This window comes from Bradyrhizobium sp. SBR1B (assembly GCF_014198205.1).
GTDB lineage: Bacteria > Pseudomonadota > Alphaproteobacteria > Rhizobiales > Xanthobacteraceae > Bradyrhizobium.
Genome location: NZ_JACIHC010000021.1, coordinates 101,008 through 124,747, shown reverse-complemented (window position 1 = coordinate 124,747; position 23,740 = coordinate 101,008). Strand labels below are relative to the sequence as shown.

Below are 23,740 nucleotides of genomic sequence, written 5' to 3'. Positions count from 1 at the left end.
TCCTTGGCGACGCCTTCGCAGTTCAGATGTGGTGAACATATGCGCGTGACGCTTGTACTGCCCTATGCGGGTCTGAGCGGTGGCATTCGGGTCCTTTCGATTTATGCCGAGGGGCTTTACCGGCGTGGACATGAGGTAACAGTCGTCTCGCAACCGCGGACAAGGAAACCCTTATTGGGAAGCTTGAAGTCGCTAGTGTTCGGCAAGGGATGGCCGAACGAGTCAGGGACGGAGCCGTCTTTTTTCGACGGTTGCGCAGCGCGACACCATGTACTCGCCTTGGCAAGACCGGTGATGGATGACAAGGCGACGTATTGGAATACCGCGCCGGGAGTGGCCGCGCTGTCGCCTCGCAAAGGGGCAAAAACAATTCTGTTGCAGGGGTACGAAACCTCTCCAGGGCAGTGGGAACGCGCCATGGATGCAGCTTGGCGGCTAAGCGACACGAACTGGCGAGGCATGTCCGAAGCCGCATTGGCCACAGCTAGCAGCTACACTCGAGACGACGCGACTGATCTGTTGGAAAGTGCTCTTCGTGACATTATCCGCGATGCTGCGCGTCCCTCAGGAGGCGGCCGTTTATCCGTCGGGGAACATGCAAGCGCGCCGACTGCACCCTCCAAAAGAAGGACGCAGGATGCAGCCCTTCGGGGCGCCTCGGCTGATCATGTTTTAAGGGAGGCTGGATGTGACGTTTCCTGCTCCTAAGAAGAACCGCAGCCTGGTGCTTGCGACCGTATTACGTGTGCGAGAAGGACTCGTCGCTTTACGACTATGGTTCCTCCGCAACATCGTCAAAATGGACATCCAACCCACGGTCAAAATATCGCTAAGGGCGAACTTGGATCTGACGAACCCGAGTGGTGTGCATATTGATCACGGGACCTATATCGCCTTCCATGCCGTTGTTCTGACACATGACATGTCGCGCTTGATCATGACTGACACTTACATCGGAAAGAATTGCTTCATTGGCGCTTACTCAATCATCATGCCAGGGGTTCGAATCGGAGATGAGTGCGTCGTGGGTAGCGGATCGGTAGTAACCGCAGATGTTCCTTCACATTCCGTCGTCGCCGGAAATCCAGCGAGAATAATTCATTCGGGAATTCGAGCCGGCAAATGGGGCATTCGGGAAGGTGCCCCTATGCACGCGCAAGCTGTGGAGGCTGCGCCTCAGCCGGCGGCAGCACCGAACGGTAGAAGGCAAACGACTTCTGCGCCGTGAAGCAGTGTAGGAGTCGATGCGACACGCTGGGTTGCAACTGGCGGAGGCCGATTGGGAGATGACCGAGAGCACGCAGGGCGGTCAATGAAGCCTTGGCAAATAGTGATGACATTTCTTGTATACTGCCTCGCAAGTGATCCCGGCGCCTTGGCTGAGGCAGGTGCCGAAGAGAGGCCTCTGACGGTGGTGGCTCTTGGCACTAGTCTCACTCACAGCGGTGGCTGGCTGAAGCCGCTCGAGACGCAACTGTCCGAGTGTCTTGAGCGATCGGTCAACGTACTCGACTTCGGTCGCGACGGCGCAACATCCGATTGGGGAGTTGTTGTCTTGGAAGACGCCGTTCACGCGAGGCCGGACGTTATACTAATTGAGTTTTCAATAAACGATGCAGCATTGACCAAGGGGATCTCACTTAGACGAAGCCGAGAGAACGTAAAAACAATTGTGCTAAGGCTTAAGGACGCCCTGCCACGCCTCAAGATCTTTCTCATGACCATGAGCCCCGCCTTTGGCCCGCGTGCGTGGATTCGTCCTCAGATTGCCGCCTACTACGATGTCTACAGAACTCTCGCTGCTGAATTGGACGTCGGATACATCGATAATTTGCCGGACTGGAACAATCTGACAGAGCTCAGAGCGCGCATTCCAGATGGCTTGCATCCAATGCCGGAATGGGCGGGTCGTATTCTAGTGCCCTCGATTGCCAGGGCAATCGGCAGCACCGAATGTGTCGAGACAAGAACGAAGCCATAGCTTCCGCAATGACAAACGTCTAGCAGAGCAGGATGCAGCGATGTGTGGAATTTTCGGGTGGGTGTTGGCCGGATCTCGGCGACAGAATTACGACGCGCTTGTTTCCACGACGGATCTGATGACACATCGTGGCCCCGACGGGGCGGGGTATTGGATTGGCGAGAGCGCCAACGCGCTTTACCAAATCGGCCTTGGTCACCGGCGCCTTTCAATAATCGACATACAGGGCGGCGCTCAGCCGATGTGGAGCGCTGATCAGACCATCGCTCTCGTTTTCAATGGAGAACTCTATAACTACATCGAACTCCGCAAAGATCTGACAGCTCTTGGACATGTATTCCGCACGTCCTCTGATACGGAAGTCCTCATCGAGGCCTATCGGGCCTGGGGTCCCGATGCGGTTGCCCGTTTCCGAGGCATGTTCGCATTTCTGCTTTGGGACGTAAACGAACAGCGCTTGCTTGTGGCACGAGACCAGTTTGGGAAGAAGCCCATCTTCATTTCCGAAATGTCCGACGCTTGGGTTTTCAGTTCCGAGATCGAGCCGATCATGCAACTTCCGGGAGTCGATCGAAGTCTGGATCACGATGCTCTCCAGGACTACCTTTTGAATCGCTACGTTCCGGGACCCTCCACGCTATTTGGAGCCGTAAAGAAGCTGCCGCCTGGTTGTTATGCACTGTGGCGAAACGGCCATTTCTCCATCTCGCGCTACTATATCCCTCCGTTTGCAACTACAACTCCGGATGTCACGGATTTCAACGATGCGGTCCAACTGTTCCGAGAGACACTCGAAGACTCTGTGCGGATTCGTATGCGTAGCGACGCACCATTTGGCGCATTTTTGTCGGGCGGCCTGGATTCATCAACGATCGTTGGCATCATGGCTCGCCAGACCTCCGACAAGGTGCGCACTTTTTCTGTGGGCTTTGGAGAGGCCAAATTTTCGGAGCTCAAATTCGCACGGACGATAGCTCAGCGCTTCGATACTGACCATCACGAGGTCGTGGTTGATCCGGCTCTGTTCATGGAGCATTGGGTCACCGCTGTGTTGCGGAGGGGTGCGCCTGTGTCTGAGCCGGCCGACATTCCCATTCTCATTTTGTCGAAACTAGCCTCTCGTACAGTGAAGATGGTTCTCACAGGTGAAGGCTCTGACGAGCTAATGGGTGGGTACCCCAAACATCGTGCTGAGCGTTGGATCGAATTGTACCATCGCATCGTGCCACCGGCAGTGCACGACAGTGTCATACGGCCCGCGGTCCGAGCCTTGCCCTACACGATGCGGAGAGCAAAGATCGTTGGAATGGCCGCTGGGGAACGAGAGCTGACCAACAGAATGCGGGTGTGGTTTGGCGGCGTGACGATGGAGGATAGAAATGCCCTCGTTGGCCAGGCGGTGCCGTCGGGGCCCCGCGAACCGTATCCATTTTCTTTAAGAACTGGATCAACTGTGCGCCGTACGCTATTCTTCGATCAGACATCCTGGCTGCCGGACAATCTGTTGGAGCGCGGAGATCGGATGATGATGGCTGGATCCATTGAAGGACGAATGCCATTCATGGACACTAACCTGGCAGCGCTGGTCGCACGCTTTCCTGACAGATTCTTGGTTGGGAAGATCAGAGGCAAGCTCGTCTTGCGGGCAGCTATGGACAAAATATTACCCAAAGACATCCTTGTTCGTAAGAAGGTCGGCTTCCGCATCCCAATCGATGAATGGTTCCGCGGACCCTATCGTGACTTTGTCCGTGACATGCTGACGAGCGATGCCTCACAGATCCACCGTATTTGCAACGGTGCAGTCATATCTCAGCTGTTGAATGCACATCTCGAAGGACGCGCAAACAACGAGAAAATCCTTTGGTCATTGGTGAACCTTGAGCTGTTCTTGCGGACATTTAAGCCAGCTAACATCGAGGCCACTTGGACCAGGGCAGCTTAACGATGCCTTGATACCAGCGCTTTCCTACCTTGGGACAGCATGAACCGGCGTGTCGACAAAAGGCTCGGCAATACCGGGAGCATCGCCCTCGACGGCTTCCTCGACGAAGACTCATTGAAAAATTCCTCGCCCACTATCCCGGAGAGTTCGATCGTCATGAATCGTACCTTCCTCGATGCCAGACTCTGCCTCTCCTCGGCAACCCTGATGCCTCTGGTCGATGCGATCCGGAGCCACGTCTTCGCAACCGAGCGCCTCCACGCCGATGACGCCACGGTGCCGTCCTGGCCAAGGGTAAGTCCCGGACCGGCCAGCTCTGGACCCACGTGCGCGACCACCGTCCGTTTGCGGGCCCAGATCCGCCGGCGGCCGTGTTCTTCTACTCGCCCGATCGTGGCGGTGCGCATTCGGAGCAACATCTGGCGGGCTATGCCGGACTGATGCAGGCCGACGCCTACGCCGGCTTTGGCAGGCTCTACGAGGCCCATCGCAAGGCGGCCCGGTCATCGAGGTCGCGTGCTGGGCGCACGGCAGATGCAAGTTCTTTGATCTGGCACGGCTCACCAAGGCGCCGATCGCGTCCGAGGCGGTCAAGCGCATCGATGTTCTGTTCGCCATCGAGCGCGAGATCAACGGTTTTACTGCGCAGGAGCGTTTGCGTGTGCGCCAGGAGCGTAGCCGCCCCCTGATCGTCGAGCTGGAAGAGTGGTTGCGCGAGCAGCGCGCTAAGCTCTCCAGGAACAACGACACGACCAAGGCGATCAATTACTGCCTCAGTCGCTTGGATGCATTTGGCCGCTTCCCTGATGACGGACGGCTTTGATCGAACAATGCTGCCGAGCGTGAGCTACGGGCGGTCGCGGGGCCGTCGCCGGATGCGGACATTGAACCAGCCTGGACTGCTCATTACGAGGATGGTTGTTCAGCAGCTTGGGTCGGGGCATACCCTAAGGATTTCGACAAGCACCGAGACCAGCCACGAAGGCTTCCCGATCAGGCTCTTTTTTCAGCACTTGCGTTGCTCCCCCAGCCAGCTGCTCCGCACGGAAAGGGCAGAACCGCGGACCACCTCGGAAAGAGCAGTCTCCAATAGATCTGTTGCGTCGTCCCAAGTATATCGATGCGCCGTCCTTAGCGCGGCCTCCGACATACCCCGCCATGTTGCATCACTTGACGTCAAAACCACTTCCAACTTTTCAGCAAGTCTCGTCGGGTCTTCTACCTCAACGAGAAATCCGTTTACACCGTCCACCAGTATCTCGGCCGATCCACCCATACGGGTTGAAACGACCGGACATCTACACGCCATCGCTTCGAGCATCGGCAAATGAAATCCTTCGCGTCGGCTACCGCATAGCCATACGTCGCACTGCCCATAGATCTGCCGAAGATCGCTCTGATGCGGGCGATAGTGAAACTCCGCCCAGTTCGGCAATGGGAGGCGCGCCGAGACCCGCTCCGCGCCGAATGCCACGAGGCGCACATTACCAACCTGACGTTTGACTCTCTCGAGTGCCGCTAGGCTCACATCGACCCCGCGGAGGTGCAGAGTTGAATAGAGCATCCCCACCGTAGGGATTTTTTGTTTGTCCCGTGCCGGCGCATGGAACTGTTCCGTATCAACGCTATTGGGGATCAGATGCACGTTCTTATCCCCAAATCGATCTCGCGCGAGATCCGCGAGCCACTTGGATACGACGATCTTATGCAAGGCCAATCGCCAAGCCGAATCTATTCCGCGGTCCCACCGGCCTGGAGAGGTTTCGTACCCCTGCAACAGAATTGCCTTTGCCCCTTTCCGGGCCGACAGGGCGGCTACTCCAGCTGCGGTTCTCCAATACGTTGCCAAGACGACGTCAGCGTCAGGCACATCGTCGTCTACAACCGGCCTCGCTGTTTCAAGCACGCGGTGCGGCACCGTGCAGCCGTCGAAAAATGACGGGTCGGACTCAGGCTGCTTAGGCCATCCCGCGCCGCAAAGGACGGACTTAACGCGTCCCGGCAATGATTTCTTAGCCCGCGGGTGCGACACAACTGTGACTGCATGTCCTCGCCGGTGTAGCCGTTCGGCATAGATTGCAAGCACCCTATTGCCGCCTGTCAACCCCGCATAGGGCAGCACGAACGTGACGCGCATATGTTCTCCACACTACGATATAACAAAGCGCTCACCGAGCAGCTTTCAGAACGATAATCTTTAATTAACAATAAATCTACTGATCATTATTGAAATTGGCGCGTACATTTTTTGGCGACGATCAGTGAACAATCAATGCACCTGAACTCACACCGGTCAGGCAACGGATCCACTCGATTCTCCAGGTGCCTGGCAGTCACGATGGTCAAAAGTCAGGGTGCCTGCGCCCGCGAGAGCATGCGTTCATTCACGACGGTTGTGGTTTTCTTTAAGGCACAATCAATTTAAAACTTGCCAAATTTAATAGCTGGAGTATTTAATTTAAGTCGCTCGACGGATACTACCATAGCGGGGAGGGAGGGAGAGATGGCAGCAACAGTGTCTCGGCAACTGGCCGCGGAACCACGATGCCTGGATACCAAATCTTTTCTCCCATTGCAGAAAATGAACCGGTATGTCGACGATGTTTGGGCTCTACAGTACCGTGAGAACCGGCCATTTCCACATATCGCGATTGACGGTTTCTTCGATGACAGCGTTATCCAAAAGGTCCTTGCCGAATATCCCGGTGAGTTCGATTCATCGTGGAACCGCACTTTCCTGGATGCGGGCACCTATGAGGAGCAGAAACTGGGCCTCGACAGACTGGATGACTTTCCTCCCTACATCCAGCAATTCGTTAACGCGCTAAACTCCCGCGTTTTTGTCGAATTTCTCGAGCGGCTCACAGGGATCGATGGTTTGATTCCTGATCCCTATTTGATGGGTGGTGGTCTGCACATGATTCCACGTGGAGGTCGTCTGGCCATTCACGCCGATTTCAATCGGCACCGAAAGCTAAGGCTAGACCGCCGCCTGAATCTGCTGTTGTACCTGAACTATGACTGGTCGCAGGAGTGGGGCGGAGCCCTTGAACTGTGGGATAAGGAAGTCAAGGTAAAAGAGAAAGCTTATCTGCCAATCGCAAATCGTGTAGTCGTCTTCAGCACGACTGATACAGCCTTTCATGGGCACCCCGATCCCCTGACGAGTCCAAAGGGGACGTATCGCCGATCGATCGCAATGTATTATTATACAAATGGTCGACCGGAGGAGGAAAGATCCGAAGACCACACGACAATTTTTAAATTGCGCCCGGGCGAAGTTCGAAGGCGGACATTCATCGATTCCGTCAAGCCTTTCATCCCACCAATCGTTTGGCAAATCCGACGTCTCTTCAAGCGCTGACTTCATTCTCGAACTAACTTGTGCCAGGGTGTCTCGAGCAATGATGCGAGAGCTCCCGTGTGCGCTCCAAAACGATGGTCCATCCGGCCGCGGATTGCTCCGCAGCTAGACCTTCGGATCGCGCAGTAGCGTGCCAATGAAGATCCGTATCGACAAGATTGTGCGTGCAATGGGCCATTCGCGTTGCTCGCATCATCCACTATTTCCCGCGGACTGCATGCTGAGCGGGGGTGACCGCAGCGGAGGAGGTCGAGGTTCAGTCTTGAGCAAGCAAGGCTCAGTACTCCCGGATGCTCTCGTCCAAGCCGCGAAGCAGGGGATAGAGGAAATATGAAATCACCGTTCGCTGTCCGACCTTCATCTCGGCCGTGACCGCCATACCGGGAATCAACTGAACGCGCTCGGACGGCAGCCGAAGGTGCGTGTCCCGCAGATCGATCAGTACGCGGTAATAGGGAGCTGACGACCGGCGCACACCTTCGGCCTTCGCCTCTGGCGAGAATGAGTCCTGACTGATGACTCCGACCTCGCCAGTAGCGGTGCCGTACTTCTGAAATGGAAATGCCTCGAACTTCACTCGTACGGCCTGCCCGACCGCCACCTGCCCGATATCCCTGCCCTCCACGTTGACCTCCGCCCGGAGCGTCTCGTCCCGTGGAACCAGCACAAACAAAGTCTCGGCCTCGCGGACCACCGAACCCACCGTTCGATTGGCGATGTCGAGTACCACTGCATCCGCCGGTGCATTCAGCACGATCAGCTGCCGACGGAGCTCCGCCTTTTTGAGCTCTTCCGCAGTGCCATCCCGCTTTGGCAACGTCTCGACAAGTTCCTGATAGGCGCCGCGGCGAAACTCGGCGGCGAACACTTTCTGGTCTGCACGGGCCTTGTCCAGGCGATGCGTGTTGTCGACGATGCTGCCACGGACTCGCGCCATGTTGCTTTCGACCTCCAGTCGCGCATCCCGTGATAGCAGGAAGTTCAGTCTTGAACCGACCTCCTTGGCCATCAACGCGTTTCGCATGGCTTCAATGGACTGCATCGTGTCCAGCCGCTGGGCCAGGACCAACTCCTCGCTCTGAGCCGTTTTTAGATTGGCCTGTGCGGACGCAATCTGCGCGTCATAGTTCTGGATCTGAAGGTCGTAAGCCGCCTTCCTCTGGAGGAACACCTTTCTCTGCAGAGCTTGGTCGGCGTTCGCCGTCTCGTCGAGGCCGTAGTCCGTGCCGTCCAACTCGGCTCGAAGCCGGCCGATGGAGGCGTCGAGACCCGCCAGGCGGCCGCGCAGTTGAGCAAGATCGGCCTGAGAGAATGTCGGATCGAGGACTGCAAGCACGTCGCCGCGGTTAACGACGTCGCCGGCCTGGACGCGAATCTCCCGAATAACCGAGGTTTCCAGCGGCTGTACGACCAGGTTCGGACGCGTCGTGATCAACTTGCCCTGTGCAGTCACAATCATATCAACGCGAGATACGCATGCGAATGTGATCGCAGTAGAGATCAGGGCGACGACGCAATAGAGCGTGATCCGTGCCACACGCGGTGGCGTCTGCTGCTCGATCTCGGCTGCGTCTGACTGAAATTGCGCGACAAAGCGAGAATCTGTAGCCGCGGACCTCATGAGCCGGCGTCTCGTCCGAGAACCGGACCGAGGCCCTGATCCGCCTGAGGCTGCTTCAGCTCTGGTCTTTTCAGCCGCAGTCATGCGACTTGCCTCGTCTGCTGGTTCCAGAGATGCCTGTAGAAGGTGCATTTCGACAGCAGCGCGTCATGACGATCTACATCGACGACCCGTCCACGGTCGATCACCAAGATCTGGCTTGCGTCCGACAACATCGAAAGCCGATGCGATACGATGACGACGGTCCGTCCCTCCGCGATACGTCGCAGATTGCGCCGAATGATCGCCTCACTCTCGGAATCCAGTGCGCTGGTGGCCTCATCGAGGATCAGGATACGCGGGTTGACGATCAAGGCCCGCGCGATCGCAAGCCGCTGCTTTTGCCCGCCTGACAGGTTCGATGCCTGCTCTTCGAGCATGGTGTCGAACCCCCTCGGCAGCCGCTCTATGAACTCGTCCGCACCGGCGAGCTGAGCCGCCCGGACGACCTCCTCGAATGTGGCGTCGCGCCTCACGCATGCGATATTTTCGCGCACTGTGCCCCGGAATAGGAAACTGTCCTGGAGCACGATCCCTAGATTCCGCCGCAGATGGGCGAGATCAATCTCGCGTGAATCGTGACCGTCGATGCGCACCAACCCCTGCTGCACCGGATACATTCCCGCGATCAGGCGTGTCAGCGTCGTCTTGCCCGAACCGCTCCGGCCGACAATTCCGAAGATCGAGCCGGGAGCGATCGAGAACGACACGTCGTCCAGCGCCGGCGTTCCCTCCCCATAGCGAAACGTGACGTTTTCAAACTCGATCTGCCCGGCGAAGTCGGGCCGCACGCCTTCGCGGCGACCGTCACGTTCCAGCTCCGTGTTCATAACCTCGCCAAGCATCTTAACGGCGAGCGCAACCTCTTGATATTCGTGCACCATGGTCACCATCTGCACCAGCGGCCCCGAAACCCGTCCCGCCAGCATGTTGAAAGCAACAAGTGCGCCGATCGTCATCTCGCCGCCGAAGACGTCGAGCGCACCAAGTGCGACGATGCCGAGCGTCATCATCTTCTCGAGGAAACCGGTCAAGGCCTGAGCGCCCGCCGAGATTTTTTCGACGCCAAACCGCATCGATACCGACTGCGCGCAACGATCGTCCCATGTCCTGTTCTGGCCGGGCTCCATGGCCAACGACTTCACGGTACGCATGCCGTGCACGGTCTCAACGAGGAGTGCCTGGCGCCCGGCTTCGGCCTGATAAAGCTGGTAGAGCCGCCGTCGGAACGGTCCCATCAAAATAGCAATCACGCTCGCGCTGATGGCGGTGAAGGCCAGCACGACGCACGTCAGCTTGATGCTGTATAGCGCCAGAACAGGCAGAAAGACGAAAAGCGAAAGCGCGTCCAAGGCGGTCAGGAACAGTCGACCGGTCAGGAACTCGCGGATTCGTCCGGCCTGCTGCATGTGCTTCACCAACACGCCGGCCGAGATGCGCTCGAAGAAGGTTACCGGAAGTCCCAAAAGATGCCGAAACGTCCTGGTCGCGACCCGGATGTCGATCTTGTTCGTGGCATAGAGCAGCAGGTAGCGCCGCAAGAAGCTGAAGACGGCGTCGAAACAGAGCGCAAGGATCGCGCCAGCCGAGAGCACGTAGAGGGTCGTGAGGCTCTCGTGGACAAGAACCTTGTCGATGACGAGCTGAAAGAAAATCGGAAGCGCCAGCCCGAGCGCATAGAGGAACACCGCAGCAATTGCGACGTCGGAAAAGAGCCGCCACTCCCGCAGCATTTCGGGTATGAACCAGCGCAGCCCAAAAGGCCTCTGGCCCTGCGATGGAGAGCTCTCGCGCTTGAACAGAACGACCTTTCCGGTCCACCTGGCGCAAAAGCGGTCCTCATCGACCAGCAGGTGCTCGCCCCTCCGCTCCGCCAGAGGATCGAAGACCGTTACAGCGTCGCCCTCCGGCCCGGCGCCGACCACGAGGACCCAGTTGAGGTTCAAGAGCTGGACAAGAGCCGGATAGGCTTCGCCGAGCTGACATATCTCCTTCCAATCGAGCTGCGCCGTGCAGGCGCGAAGGCCCGCATCATGAGCCATGCGGAGCAAGAGATCGGTCGAGATGCCGGTCTCGTCGACGGCATAGGCGTGCCGCAGCCGGTCGGAAGGCAGATCGATGCCGTGATGGGCAGCGATCCTTGACAAGCATTCAAGGGCCGTTTGAGCAGCCCGACGCGGCTCGTCCTCCGACGAGGGCGGTTCCGGTTCGAACCTCTCGATTTCAACGGAAGTTGGTTGAGACATTGGAAGATCGCGGATTGTCCGAAACTGATGAGGCAGGCTCGACGCGCGCACTCGCCTGTGGCGCGGCCATCGGCGTCCTGGGCCGGGAGCGCTGGACGACGCCGGCGTCGACCAGACCCTGAAGCGCGTTCTGCATCACCTCCACGGAGTTCGCGAACGACTCCGCCGAAAAGATCAGCCTTTGCCGAAAGACTTTCTTGGGCGCGTTGTTGGCATCACGTTCCGTGGGCGAGAGACTGACCAGGTCGACCCGCACGATCGACCCGCCAATTGTGACCTCGTCAATCCCGTCTGTATAGAGCTCTGTATGCATTGCGGTTCTCCTATGCTGCGAGCTGCGGCCTGAAAAGGACGTCAACCGCGTAGCTCGTCGCGTTGAAGGTGTTGGTGGGGAAGAGGCTTCCGGATCCGTATGCATAGACGCCGTTTCCGCCGCTGGACGCGGATGACGGGGCTGTCAACGGACCATTGGTCACTGAACTGGCGAACAGGTTGGGATCGGCCGAGTAGTTGCCCGCAGTATGGTAGGATGCGATATAGGTTGTCCCCGCCGCTATCGTCACCGGCGTACCGAAATTGACCTGCTGCCAGCCGCTTGCTGTCTCGTTGGTGAAGGTGGCAGTAGCTAGCAGCGTGCCCGTGCTGCTCCATAGATCGGCAACGTGTGTGCCCGTATTGTTCGGACCTTTGTAGAAGCGCAAGCCGACGATGTCGCCCGCCGTGGAAGCCTGGAACTTTACACCAAGTTCCACCGAGCTTTGATCATTGGCGGAGACGATGCTCGGCGTGGGATTGGAGCTGAACAGGCTCACGGTGCTGGACGAGGGCGCGCGGACAGTGACGCTTGCCGTTGCGCTGGCGGTACCACCCCGGCCATCAGAGATGGCGTAATTGAATGAGGCCGGTCCGGTATAGCCGCTGGCCGGACTGAACGTCACCGTGTTGTTCTGAGCGTTGAAACTGGCGGTGCCGTTGACAGCGCCACTGACGCCTGTAATCGTCAGAGCGTCCGCGTTGGGATCGGTATCGTTTGCTAGAAGTGATGTCCCGGAAATGCTGAGCGCCACGTCTTTGGTCGCGTTGAAGCCCGTATCGTTATTGGCGATCGGCGGCTGGTTGGTTCCGCCGCCGGAATTGCTGAAGACGACATCCACCCAATAGTTGGTGGCATTGAACGTGCTCGTCGGAAACAGATTCCCCGTTCCATAGGTGTAGACACCATTGTTACTCGCAGAGGCCGTAAGCGGCCCATTCGCGTGAGCAGTAGTGAAGTAGCTGGGCGTATCGGCATAGCGGCCGTTGCTATGGAAGCTTGCGATATAGGTGGTGCCAGGCGTGATCGAGACCGGACTACTGAAAGTGACGGTTTGCCACCCGCTGCTGGTCTCGTTGGTGAAGGTGGCGGTCGCCAGAAGCGTGCCTGTGCTACTCCACAGTGATCCGGTATGGGTGCCGGTGTCGTTCGCACTCTTGTAATACTTAATGCCGGTAATCGTGCCGGCCGCGGAGGACGAAAATCGTACCCCCAAATTGACCTGCGACGTGTCGGAGCCCGATAGCACCGAGGGCCTATCGGAGGTCGAGAATAGACTGACTGTCGAGGCAGTCGTGTTCACCGCGATATTAAACGTCTCGCTTGCGGAGAGGCTGCCGAGATCGGTGGCAGTCGCCTTCACACTGACCGTGCCGACATCCGCAGACGTCGGTGTGCCGCTGAAGGTCCGGGTCGTGGCATTGAAGGTCAGCCAGGCAGGAAGTGGCGAGCCATCGGCGGCGGTTGCGGCATAGGCGAGCGAATCCCCGGAATCCACATCGGTGAAGGTGCCAGCGGGCAGCGTCAGCGAGAAAGCCGAGCCGACCGTCGCCGTCTGGTTGCCGGTCTGGGCCGCCAGCACCGGTGCGTCGTTGGCGCCATGAATCGTGATGGTGACCGTAGACGATGATGTCGCACCAGCAGTATCGCGCATCGTGTAGTTGAACGCATCTGTCAGTGTATTGGTCGAGAGCCGCAATGCCTGCACGGCGGGATCCGTTTCAGTGACCGTGTAGGTAAACGCGCCCGAGGCGTTGAGGACCAAGCTTCCGTGCGCGCCATTGAGTGACGATCCGAGCGCGCCAGACGTCGAGCCAAAGCTGACTGCTGTCACGGTCTTGGTGTCGCCGGAATCCGGGTCGGTATCATTCGTCAGCACGTTCCCAGAACCGGGGGAGCCAGCCGTGCCATTGTTAGTCCCCCCCTTCTCCGTGGCGTCGCCGGTATCGGCGACGGCGGTCGGCGGCCTGTTGGCAGTCGTGCTCACCGCGATATTAAACGTCTCGCTTGCGGAGAGGCTGCCGAGATCGGTGGCAGTCGCCTTCACACTGACCGTGCCAACATCCGCAGACGTCGGTGTGCCGCTGAAGGTCCGGGTCGTGGCATTGAAGGTCAGCCAGGCAGGAAGTGGCGAGCCATCGGCGGCGGTTGCGGCATAGGCGAGCGAATCCCCGGAATCCACATCGGTGAAGGTGCCAGCGGGCAGCGTCAGCGAGAAAGCCGAGCCGACCGTCGCCGTCTGGTTGCCGGTCTGGGCCGCCAGCACCGGTGCGTCGTTGGCGCCATGAATCGTGATGGTGACCGTAGACGATGATGTCGCACCAGCAGTATCGCGCATCGTGTAGTTGAACGCATCTGTCAGTGTATTGGTCGAGAGCCGCAATGCCTGCACGGCGGGATCCGTTTCAGTGACCGTGTAGGTAAACGCGCCCGAGGCGTTGAGGACCAAGCTTCCGTGCGCGCCATTGAGTGACGACCCGAGCGTGCCAGACGTCGAGCCAAAGCTGACTGCTGTCACGGTCTTGGTGTCGCCGGAATCCGGATCGGTATCATTCGTCAGCACGTTCCCAGTACCGGGGGAGCCAGCCGTGCCATTGTTAGTCCCCCCCTTCTCCGTGGCGTCGCCGGTATCGGCGACGGCGGTCGGCGGCCTGTTGGTGCCGTTGCTGGGGACAAACACCACGTCAGCCCAGTAGTTCGAAGAACCAAACGTACTGGTCGGGAAGATACCAGCCGTGCTGGTACCACCGTAGGAATAGACGCCGTTGCCGCCAGATGTGGCGGACGAAGGCGCCGTCAAACTCCCGCTCGTAAAGGAATTGGTGAAGAAATTGGTCGTGGCGACATACGCACCATTGGTGTGATACGAGGCGATATAGGTTGTATTGGCGCCGATCGTGACGGGGGTCGCCAGATTGACCGTTTGCCAGCCGCTTGCCGCCGTGTTGGTGAAGCTCGCGCTGGCAAGCTTGGTACCGGTCGAGGTCCAGAGGTCGACGAGATCGGCCCCTCTGTCGCTCGGACTGCGATAGAATTTCAGCGCGGTGATTTGACCGGCCGTGGCGGAGGTAAACTTCACGCCGACTTCAATCGGCGTACCATCATTCAAACTGGTCTGCGCCGGTACGTTGGAAGCTGTGAAAAGGCTTCCTGTACTGCTCCCGCCTGTGACGTTGACGCTGACCATGGCGGGAGTCGTCTGCATATTGACACTGTCATCAGTCGCTCGCGCTTCGATGACTCGCGTACCAGAGCCCGAGGCAAGCCACGTATAGCTCCAGTTTGTCGTGCCAGTCGCCGGGTGCCACGTCGTACCGCCATCAGTGGAAACTTCGATCCCGGCAACACGTCCGCCGGCGTCCGAGGCTGTGCCGGTGATCGTGACCGTCTGGCCCTGGCTGACGTTGGTCCCACCTGTCGGGGAGTTGATGACGGCTGTTGGCGCGGTATGGTCGGCGGACGCCTGTGCGCTCACAAGACCCGCCTGCAACGTTTGCGGCATCACCCCCATCTCGGCGAGGAGATTCACCATCGATTGCTGCACGGCCGAGCTGACTGGGGCGGTAAGGCCCTTGTACGGAACATATTGATCTGACAATCCCCATGGATACATGACCGTGCCGGCACCGAAAACCAAGGCACCGCTCTCGGGATCACGGTAGAGCGTGAGGTTGTGCGTGGCCGTCCCAGGACCAGTGGTCAAACCATTATCCAGCAGCAAGGAGTTGACATTTCTTGTCGTCGACGACATGTCGATTAACCCGGCTGGCCGAAAGCCGTTGTCCAGATCGCTGTCCCACTCGTAGCCAAGCAGGCGCGTCAGCGTTCCCCCGTTGCCACTGGCAATGCTGGTGTTCCGCCAAAAGCGCAGCTGTGACATGCTGGCCGGAACGCTGATGTTGTCGAGCGTACCGATGTCGTCGACGGTGAAGATCGTGCCGGAGAGAGAGTTTTCCGGAGTACCAGGTCCATAAACCGGATCACGAAACAGGCCCGCTCCACCGTTGGCGGTGCCATTCGGGTCGAGCTGCACGCCGCTCCAAATGTCCTTGTACTCGACGATCGTTCGATTTGCCGTATGGCTAGCGTCGAAGCTCGCACCAAGCTCGATATCCCAATAGATTTCGTTGCCGCTCAAGAAGGCGAGGTCGACTCCCGCGTCGCGGGCCGCACTGACATTGGCGAATTGCGATTGCGACCAGTATTCGTCGTGGCCGGCGTCCATGTAGGCGCTGGCGTTCAGCAGCAATCCTGGCTTGGTTGAGGCATCGATGCCGGATATGTAACTGACGTCGTAGCCGTTCCGCTCCAACCAGTAGATCGCCGCGTATTCCTCACCAAATAGGAAATCGGTCGGCTGAGCCAGGTTGGAGTTGACATTCATGGCGATCGGACGGTTGTAGCTAACAGCATAGGCACGATCGCTATTGGTTCCGCTGGGACCTTGATACAAATTATATCCGCCCCAGGGATTGTACGCCTCCCATGTCGTGTCGCTGGTTTGGTACAAGACGTCCGAAAAGGTGCCGTCGTTGCGAACGATGAATGGAATCATGTTCTGGAAATTGCCAGTGTCCGTCGTCAGCTTCGCAAAATAGACGCCGGAAACAGCGGTGGCAGGAATTGTCCATGAATCCGTGATGGACCAATTTCCGGCATCAACAGTGTTGGTAGGATCATTAAAGAGCGGAGCCGGTTGGTTGGCAGCTCCTGTATGGTGCATGCTCGTGATGAGACGCGCACCATTGCCACCGTAGTAGCCAAGTCGGTAAATAGCGACGGTATAACCGCTCGAGGCTGTATCCACCTTGAAAGAGACGGTCTGTCCGGCATTGGTGCTAATCTGCGTCGCGAAGCCTTCAATCTGCGAGTCACCTGCGTTCGCGATCGAGCCGTGGATCGCCCATGTGCTCTTCGGCGTGCCCGGTAGTTGATTTTCCGTGACAGTTTTGTTGCTCGCGTCGCTGAAGGTTGCCGTCCCCGTTTGGGCGCCCGAGGTCGCGGTGAGTTGCAACGTAGCTCCGGTCGATCGGCCATCAGCGGGCACCTGCCATTGCGCGACGACTGTCCCATTGGCGAGCCCATCCATGTCGCCGATGCCGCCATCCTCGATCGTGAAGGGCGTATAGATATCGGCGATGCCGTTAGCGCCGGGGGCGCTCAATAGGTCAGCAATATCGAATGTGACGGGCGCACCCGACCCGATTCCGGCTGCGGTAAACGTTGCCGTACTGCCGGGCGCGTAGTCCGCGCTGTCCGTCATGACGGACAGCGAACTTGTCGGGAGGGAATTGACGACAGATCCACCAGGTATCGCGAAAGGCAGTGCAGCCTCGGCGGGGGACGGCATGAGCGAGACCTGACTATTCAACGTCGCGGACGTGGACGACCGATCCAGCAATCCCGAGGTAGAAGCCGGGTGGCCTGCCATTCCCGCAATCGAATCAAGCTGTTGCTCTGACCCGCTAGATGGCTCCGCGCGCAGTGGGATCCAAAGCCCCTCCAATGCGGATGGACCGTGGCGGTCGCTTGAATTCGTCCAATGAGTGGTACCGGCGTTCGATGTCGATGATGCCTGTGCCATCTCTCTGTCGGGCATGGACGAGCGCGCCGGGCCCGCTGCGTTGGGACGGACCACCACGCTTACCGAACTCGAGAGCAGAGCGGCCAATCTCGACTGGAATGACGGCGTACCGGGGACCCGCGTCCTGCTGGAGCCGCCACGCGACAGCAATGCAGTTGCCGCCTGACCAGCGTTGATAGCCGGCGTTGCCCTGGACAGAAGATCCGGCCCGCCGACCGACTGGTCCGCATTCGGGGAGATCCAAAACTGATTCAATGCCCAGGCGCCGGCGATGGGCTCCAACCATGCGCCCCGTGCGATGACATCTGACCAGCCGGAAGCGCCTTCTTCCGGCGAAAGGGGCCTGGTTCCTCGATCAAGGACGCTCGCCTTTCGATTCAGCATGGCCAGCCTCTCAAATTCAGATACGAAAGAAATCTAATTTAAAAATAATACGCCGGTCAATTCGAGTAATATAAATTTACTGTTAATTTAATTTAATAAGGCACTGGCTCCGATTGTGGCATCGGCAGTCGGGAGCCGTGTGATTTCCTTCAGATAAATACCATAGCCGCTCTTCTCTAGCGGTTGAATCAGAGCAAGAAGCTGGTCTCGATTGATAAAGCCCTGCCGAAAGGCGATCTCCTCAAGACAAGCCACCTTCATGCCCTGTCGCTTTTCGAGCGTCTGCACGAAGGTCCCTGCATCGATCAGCGACTCGACCGTGCCCGTATCCAACCATGCGTATCCCCGTCCCATGCGCTCGACGTGGAGAGCGCCGGCTGCGAGATAGCGCATTTGCAGATCGGTGATCTCAAGCTCTCCCCGGGGCGACGGCTCGACACGGCGGGCATACCGCACAACCCGGTTGTCAAAAAAATACAGCCCCGTGATGGCCCAGTTCGATGTCGGCTTTCTCGGCTTTTCCTCGATTCGTAGTGGGCGGCCCGCCTCGTCGAACGTAACGACGCCGTATCGTTCGGGATCGCGCACGTGATACGCGAACACGGATGCACCTTCCTCGCGGGCTGCCGCCCTTGTGAGAAGTTCGCGCAAGCCGCCGCCGAAGAAGATATTGTCTCCGAGCACCATTGCGACGCGATCGGTTCCGATGAAATCGGCACCTACGATGAAGGCTTCCGCCAGGCCCCCGGGACGAGGTTGCTCCGCATAGCTGATGCTAATCCCCCACTGGCTTCCATTTCCGAGCAATCGCTCAAACTGAGACCGGTCTGCCGGGGTCGTGATCACCAGGATTTCGCGGACTCCTGCCAGCATCAGCGTCGACAGCGGGTAGTAGATCATCGGCTTATCATAGATGGGCAGCAACTGCTTGCTCACCACACGCGTGATCGGATAGAGCCGCGTTCCGCTGCCGCCAGCCAGGACAATTCCCTTCAGCATCGGTGTCTCCTTTTCCGACAAGTTGGTCGAGACAGGTTTCGAGAGAGTGGCGCCAAGCCGGCAATCGAATTCCAAACACGCGCTCCACTTTGGACGAGTCCAGGCGGGAGTTCAGGGGCCTGCGCGCAGCGCAGGGGTACTGCTCGGTCGTGATGGCTTCCAGCGCCGGCGGCCGCACTCCACGACGGGATAAACCATCGAAAATTGCCTCGGCGAAGCCGTGCCAGCTCGTTGTTCCCTGGCCGGACACATGGAAGATGCCTGCCGCGATGCGGCGATCATCTGTGATCGACCGCTCTGCGATCTTCAGGAGCGCTGCGGCCAACTCCGCTGCTGACGTCGGGCTTCCGTGTTGGTCGCAGACGACCCTCACGATTGGACGCGTTTCGGCCAGCTGCAACATCGTCCGAACGAAGTTGCTTCCTGTTGCGCTGTAGATCCAAGACGACCTGACGACAGTCGCGAGAGGATGCGCCGCCAAAACGGCGGCCTCGCCGGCCAACTTTGACGCGCCATACGTGTTCAACGGCGCCGGAACGTCGGCTTCGTCGTAAGCCTCGCGCTTGGCACCATCAAAGACATAATCCGTCGACAAATGCACAAATGGAATGTTTCTCTGCCATGCGACATCCGCTAACGCAGCCGCACCATCGCGGTTGATACTGAAGGCTTTTCCGACTTCAGCCTCTGCCCCATCCACAGCTGTATAAGCAGCGGCATTGATGATCATGCTAGGGGCGATCGAAGCGACCGTCCTGTCGATCCCGTCCCGGACTTCCAGGTCCAACTCCTCACGTCCGAGGGCTACTGCAGACAGGCCGCGAAGAGCAGCGAGTTCCCGAAGGCAACTGCCCAATTGGCCATTTCGACCAGCAATCAGGATCGGTCCATCGATCATGGCAACCTCAACCTCAATGTCGCGTGGCTGGGAGACCAAGGCGCGCGCCGTCGTAGACAATATTGCGAGCCCGCGCCCACCAGGCGCCGCTGGCCAGATACCATTCCACCGTGTCGGCGAGGCCTTGCTCGAAGCTTCGGCTCGGCTGCCATCCCAGCTCGCTGCGAGCTTTGGACGCATCGATTGCATAACGTGCGTCGTGTCCCGGACGGTCCGGCACAAACGAGATCAATGATCGCCTCGCTGTCGGCCCCGGACGCAATCGATCAAGCACGTCGCAAATCTGGGTGACTACCTCCAGGTTCGAGCGTTCGCTATCGCCGCCGAAATTGTACTTCTCTCCAGCCCTGCCCTCAAATAGCAGCCTGATCAGGCCTGCGGCGTGATCGTCGACATGAAGCCAATCGCGCACATTGCTGCCATCGCCATAGACAGGCAACGGCTTGTGCTCAATCGCGTTGAGAACCGTCAGCGGAATGAGCTTTTCCGGGAATTGGAATGGACCGTAATTGTTCGAGCAATTGGAGACGATCACCGGCAAGCCGTAGGTCTTATACCAGGCGAGCGCAAGGTGGTCCGAGGCGGCCTTGCTCGCCGAATAGGGTGAACTCGGCCGGTAAGGGGTATCTTCCCGGAAGCAGTCGGCCGGCCCCAATGAACCGTAGACCTCGTCCGTCGACACGTGAATGAACCTGAACTGTCTTTGCCTCTGGCTTGAAAGCCCGTCGTAATATCGTCTGGCAGCTTCCAGTAGAGTATAGGTACCGACGATGTTGGTGCTAACGAACGCTGCCGAGCCTGTGATCGACCGATCGACATGGCTCTCCGCTGCCAAGTGGATGACTGCGCTTGGCTCCCACTTGTAAAACAAACGAGTGACCGCCTCCTGATCGCAGATGTCATGCTGCTCAAATCGATAACAGCTGGCACCCTCGATGGAGGCCAGCGAGGCCAAATTTGCCGCATAGGTCAACTTGTCGACATTGACGACCGAAGCACCGGCTTCCAACACCAACTGTCGACAGACCGCAGACCCGATAAATCCCGCTCCTCCGGTCACCAGGACACGCATGCCACGCCCTCTATTCAAACATTGAAGCAAGCTGGTCGAAACGGGGAAGCGCCCGATCCTTCGGTGAAAGCTGGGCCGCCGAGGCCCTCACCGGCCACTCGATAGCCAATTCGGGATCCGCCCAATGGATGCCGGCGTCGTGGTCCGGAGAGTAGACCTCGTCGACCTTGTAAAAGACCGTAGTTTGAGGCTCGAGCGTACAGAAACCGTGAGCGAACCCTTTTGGAACGAGCAACTGCTCGTCAGTCTCGCTATCCAGTTTGACCGAGACGTGCCGGCCGAAGGTCGGCGACCGCCGCCGAAGGTCGACCACCACGTCAACGATCGCTCCCCTCAACACGCGAACCAGCTTGGTTTGCGCGAATGGAGGCCGCTGGAAGTGCAATCCGCGAACCGTCCCGACTCGCTCCGAGCAGGATTGATTGTCCTGGATGAAATCGTGAGAAATTCCTCTTTCGGCGAAAGCAGAGCGACGAAACGTCTCGCAAAAATAGCCGCGCGTATCGGAAAAGCGCTTCGATCGGACCAGCTTGACATCCGGAATCGCCAAACTTCGCACTTCCAGCATGACCGCACGCTCCGATTAGCGGCGCTAGCGCCCGGACGGTCGGCCTAATCTCCCCAATGTCCTCCCAACCGAGCACCGCAGCGGACCAAGTCCGCCTGGTCAGTTCGCGACAAATATCGGGTTTAATCGGACGCCGGCCCTTCGTCGAGTTAATTTTCAAGGCAATTAATGCCTGAGCTAGATTTAATTGGCAATACAAAATTTATCAGATATATTAATTTAAATACGGCCGCGGTCCGAATATCGCCTGCGGCCTCGTGCTCCCGCGCGACTGTCGACAGCCGAGAGAATTGTCCGATGCTTCAGACCAATCCGCTCCAGACCGATGGAGCACGTCTCCCCTCCCCAATGCAGATGCAGTCGGACCGCCAGGACGGGGCGGGCCTCGGCGAGGTCATCAAACTGACGCTCGTCTTTGTACGGCGCCAATATCTCGTTATCATTGTCACCGCTGCATTGGTAACTGCGGCCAGCCTTGTATACCTAAGGCTGGTCCCACGGAGCTATACGGCGCAGGTTCAGGTCCTGTTCGAAAACCCAAGGGCGCAATTTCTACAGAAGCAATCGCTTCTGTCTGAACCCATCGTCGACATTACTCAGATCGAGACGCAACTGCAGATCATCAAGTCGCAGGCAACCGCCGCCGCCGTGATCAACCAGCTGAAATTGGGCGATCATCCGGATTTTAAAGAAAACCGGCCGCTGCAGTCCTGGCTATTGGGCTGGCTTCGACGATGGCGATCGAATCCGTCAGAAGGTGCGCAATCTACCACGCCAGACCAGCCCTCAGAAGCCGCCATTGCCAGCTTTCTAGATCGCCTGTCTGCAGGTCGGGTTGGCTATAGCCGCGTCATTGAAGTCAACTTCACCTCGAGCGACCCGGTGCTAGCGGCTGACATCGCGAACGCAATTGCCAAAGCCTATATCAACGATCAGCTTGCCGCAAAATTTGAAGCCAGTCGTACCGCAACAAGCTGGCTGCAGGAGCGCTTACGAAATCTTGGCGAAGAGGCATTGACCGCCGAACGTGCCGTCGGTGCCTATAAGACTCAGAACAATATTGTCTCGCTGGTGGGAAAGCCGATCGACGAGCAGCAGATAACAGAGCTAAACACCCGCCTCGTCGCCGCCCGCGCCCAGAGCTCAGAGGCCGCCGCCAAATTAGCTGGTTACGAACGCGTCCTAAGCTCGGATCCGACAAAACTGTCCTCGATCAGCCCCCTGGATGCCATCGGCCCCGACGCGATGAACAGTCAAATTATCACCTCCCTGCGCCAGCAATATCTTGAACTCGCCAGGCGCGAGGCCGAACTGTCGGCCCGCGTCGGCCGAGACCACCTAGCAGTCGTCAACGTCCGGAACAGGATGCGTGAGTTTCGAAACTCCATGCTCGAGGAGGTCAGGAGACTTGCGGAAGTTAGCCGAGGCGAAGTCCAACTTGCCAAGCAACGACAGCAGGAAATCGAACAACAACTTTCGGTTGCAGTCTCGCAATCGCGCCTCACGAACTCGGCAGAGCTGACGATAAGAGATTTGGAAAGTCGCGCGAAGAGCCTGCGGGCGCTCTACGACACCTTCCTTCAGCAGTACATGGGCTCGACGCAGCAGGATACCTTCCCTATCTCGGAAACCCGGGTCATCTTCCCCGCCTCCGCCGCTCAAACCAAGAGCAAACCGAAGACGAAGGTCGTGCTGAGTTTCGGTCTTCTGGGTGGCCTCGCGCTGGGACTGCTACTCGGTTTCGTGAGAGATGTAATGGACCGCGTTTTCCGGACCTCTTCCCAGCTCGAGGCTGCGCTGGAACTTCCGTGCCTGTCTCTCGTGCCAATCCTGAACTTACCCAAGCCGCAGAGACCGTCGGCCCGGCTTCAACAGACGCAGGAAGACTCGAGCCAACGAATGCTTTCGACCGCTCCGGACATTCATCGCGCCGTCGTAGGCATGCCTCTCTCTCGGTACACGGAGGCCATCCGTGCGATCAAGATTGCGATCGATCACAGCCCGGCGAAGACCCCCAACCAGGTGATTGGCCTGACGTCAGCTCTCCCAAATGAGGGCAAGACTACGATTGCTGCTTCCGTGGCGCAACTCATCGGACACAGCGGAAAGAAGGTCATCATAGTGGACTGCGATCTCCGGAATCCATCGCTCTCGGCCCGTCTGGTCCCGAAGGCCGTGGATGGCATTATTGAGGTCATGAACGGTGCTCGCCCACTCGAGGAGGTGGTATGGCGGGACCCGAGGACAAATCTCGCCGTTCTTCCGGCCGTTCAACGCGGGCCCGTACTTCACTCGAGCGAACTGCTGTCCGACAGCTCGATATGCAAGCTCTTTGATCGCCTGCGACAAAGCTATGACTATGTCATTGTAGATCTTCCGCCGCTGAGTCCGCTTGTCGACGTACGGGTCACGGCGCCTCTGATCGATTGTTACGTTCTCGTCGTCGAGTGGGGACGCACCAAGATCGAGGTCGTTCAGCATGCGCTGCACACCGCCCCGACGATCTCGGACTCGCTGATCGGCGCAGTCTTGAACAAGACGGACATCAAGGCAATGGCGCGATACGACACCCATCGAAGCGACTATTACGACGACAGTCACTATGTTCGTTACGGTCTATCGAGCTCTTGAGCGGCCCCTCGCCGTGCACTCATCACGATTTGCGCGTTAGACGGTCTGCCGATCGGAGCATCCGGAGGAACGCAAAGCCAGAGAGGTGACGTGGT

General features: G+C 58.4%; 14 protein-coding genes and 1 pseudogene. 6 read left to right on the top strand and 9 right to left on the bottom strand.

The features are described from left to right. The first annotated feature begins 688 nt into the window (after nucleotides 1-688). The 4 genes and pseudogenes from GGD61_RS41320 to GGD61_RS41710 all read left to right on the top strand — a co-directional run. Nucleotides 689-1,228 carry an acyltransferase gene (locus GGD61_RS41320; protein ID WP_312012774.1) on the top strand — a complete coding sequence of 180 codons (540 nt, stop codon included), beginning with the start codon at nucleotides 689-691 and terminating at the stop codon, nucleotides 1,226-1,228. Between the two features lie 105 nt (nucleotides 1,229-1,333). Further along, on the top strand, nucleotides 1,334-1,981 hold the full coding sequence (locus tag GGD61_RS34580; protein WP_210311293.1) for an SGNH/GDSL hydrolase family protein: 648 nt from the start codon (nucleotides 1,334-1,336) through the stop codon (nucleotides 1,979-1,981). A 40-nt stretch (nucleotides 1,982-2,021) separates the two neighbouring features. Further along, nucleotides 2,022-3,926 carry an asparagine synthase (glutamine-hydrolyzing) gene (gene asnB / locus GGD61_RS34575; RefSeq protein WP_183231946.1) on the top strand — a complete coding sequence of 635 codons (1,905 nt, stop codon included), beginning with the start codon at nucleotides 2,022-2,024 and terminating at the stop codon, nucleotides 3,924-3,926. A gap of 316 nt (nucleotides 3,927-4,242) precedes the next feature. Further along, nucleotides 4,243-4,746, top strand: a pseudogene (locus GGD61_RS41710) (transposase); the annotation flags it as partial. Nucleotides 4,747-4,932: 186 nt separating this feature from the next. On the opposite strand, the gene GGD61_RS34565 reads toward GGD61_RS41710, so the two are convergent. Continuing rightward, the gene (locus tag GGD61_RS34565; RefSeq protein WP_183231945.1) at nucleotides 4,933-6,063 is read right to left on the bottom strand and encodes a glycosyltransferase family 4 protein; all 1,131 of its coding nucleotides are present in this window, start codon (nucleotides 6,061-6,063) and stop codon (nucleotides 4,933-4,935) included. 366 nt (nucleotides 6,064-6,429) lie between these two features. On the opposite strand from GGD61_RS34565, the gene GGD61_RS34560 reads away from it, so the two are divergent. Next, nucleotides 6,430-7,290 (top strand): 2OG-Fe(II) oxygenase, encoded by an 861-nt coding sequence (locus GGD61_RS34560; protein ID WP_210311292.1) that lies wholly within the window; start codon nucleotides 6,430-6,432, stop codon nucleotides 7,288-7,290. A 277-nt stretch (nucleotides 7,291-7,567) separates the two neighbouring features. Here GGD61_RS34560 and GGD61_RS34555 read toward each other — a convergent pair whose 3' ends face one another. The 8 genes from GGD61_RS34555 to rfbC all read right to left on the bottom strand — a co-directional run bounded on the left by GGD61_RS34555 (nucleotide 7,568) and on the right by rfbC (nucleotide 21,014). Further along, complete coding sequence (locus GGD61_RS34555; RefSeq protein ID WP_183231944.1) at nucleotides 7,568-8,911, bottom strand: HlyD family type I secretion periplasmic adaptor subunit; 1,344 nt, start codon at nucleotides 8,909-8,911, stop codon at nucleotides 7,568-7,570. 80 nt (nucleotides 8,912-8,991) lie between these two features. Then, nucleotides 8,992-11,196, bottom strand: coding sequence for a peptidase domain-containing ABC transporter (locus GGD61_RS34550; protein WP_183231963.1), 2,205 nt, complete (start codon nucleotides 11,194-11,196; stop codon nucleotides 8,992-8,994). Then, nucleotides 11,174-11,509: a hypothetical protein gene (locus tag GGD61_RS34545; RefSeq protein WP_183231943.1), complete on the bottom strand. Its 336-nt coding sequence runs from the start codon at nucleotides 11,507-11,509 to the stop codon at nucleotides 11,174-11,176. The genes GGD61_RS34550 and GGD61_RS34545 overlap by 23 nt, the downstream gene beginning before the upstream one ends. Nucleotides 11,510-11,519: 10 nt before the next feature. Then, nucleotides 11,520-17,477, bottom strand: coding sequence for a DUF4082 domain-containing protein (locus GGD61_RS34540; RefSeq protein WP_183231942.1), 5,958 nt, complete (start codon nucleotides 17,475-17,477; stop codon nucleotides 11,520-11,522). Nucleotides 17,478-17,564: 87 nt separating this feature from the next. After that, complete coding sequence (gene rfbA / locus GGD61_RS34535) at nucleotides 17,565-18,476, bottom strand: glucose-1-phosphate thymidylyltransferase RfbA (protein WP_183231941.1); 912 nt, start codon at nucleotides 18,474-18,476, stop codon at nucleotides 17,565-17,567. Next, nucleotides 18,385-19,374: a dTDP-4-dehydrorhamnose reductase gene (rfbD, locus tag GGD61_RS34530; RefSeq protein WP_183231940.1), complete on the bottom strand. Its 990-nt coding sequence runs from the start codon at nucleotides 19,372-19,374 to the stop codon at nucleotides 18,385-18,387. Before rfbD ends, rfbA begins: the two co-directional genes overlap by 92 nt. A gap of 13 nt (nucleotides 19,375-19,387) precedes the next feature. Then, nucleotides 19,388-20,446, bottom strand: coding sequence for a dTDP-glucose 4,6-dehydratase (gene rfbB, locus GGD61_RS34525; protein WP_183231939.1), 1,059 nt, complete (start codon nucleotides 20,444-20,446; stop codon nucleotides 19,388-19,390). A 10-nt stretch (nucleotides 20,447-20,456) separates the two neighbouring features. Beyond that, on the bottom strand, nucleotides 20,457-21,014 hold the full coding sequence (rfbC, locus tag GGD61_RS34520) for a dTDP-4-dehydrorhamnose 3,5-epimerase (RefSeq protein WP_183231938.1): 558 nt from the start codon (nucleotides 21,012-21,014) through the stop codon (nucleotides 20,457-20,459). A gap of 297 nt (nucleotides 21,015-21,311) precedes the next feature. Here rfbC and GGD61_RS34515 point away from each other — a divergent pair, with 297 nt between their 5' ends. Beyond that, nucleotides 21,312-23,645: an AAA family ATPase gene (locus GGD61_RS34515; RefSeq protein WP_246786114.1), complete on the top strand. Its 2,334-nt coding sequence runs from the start codon at nucleotides 21,312-21,314 to the stop codon at nucleotides 23,643-23,645. Nucleotides 23,646-23,740: the final 95 nt, after the last annotated feature.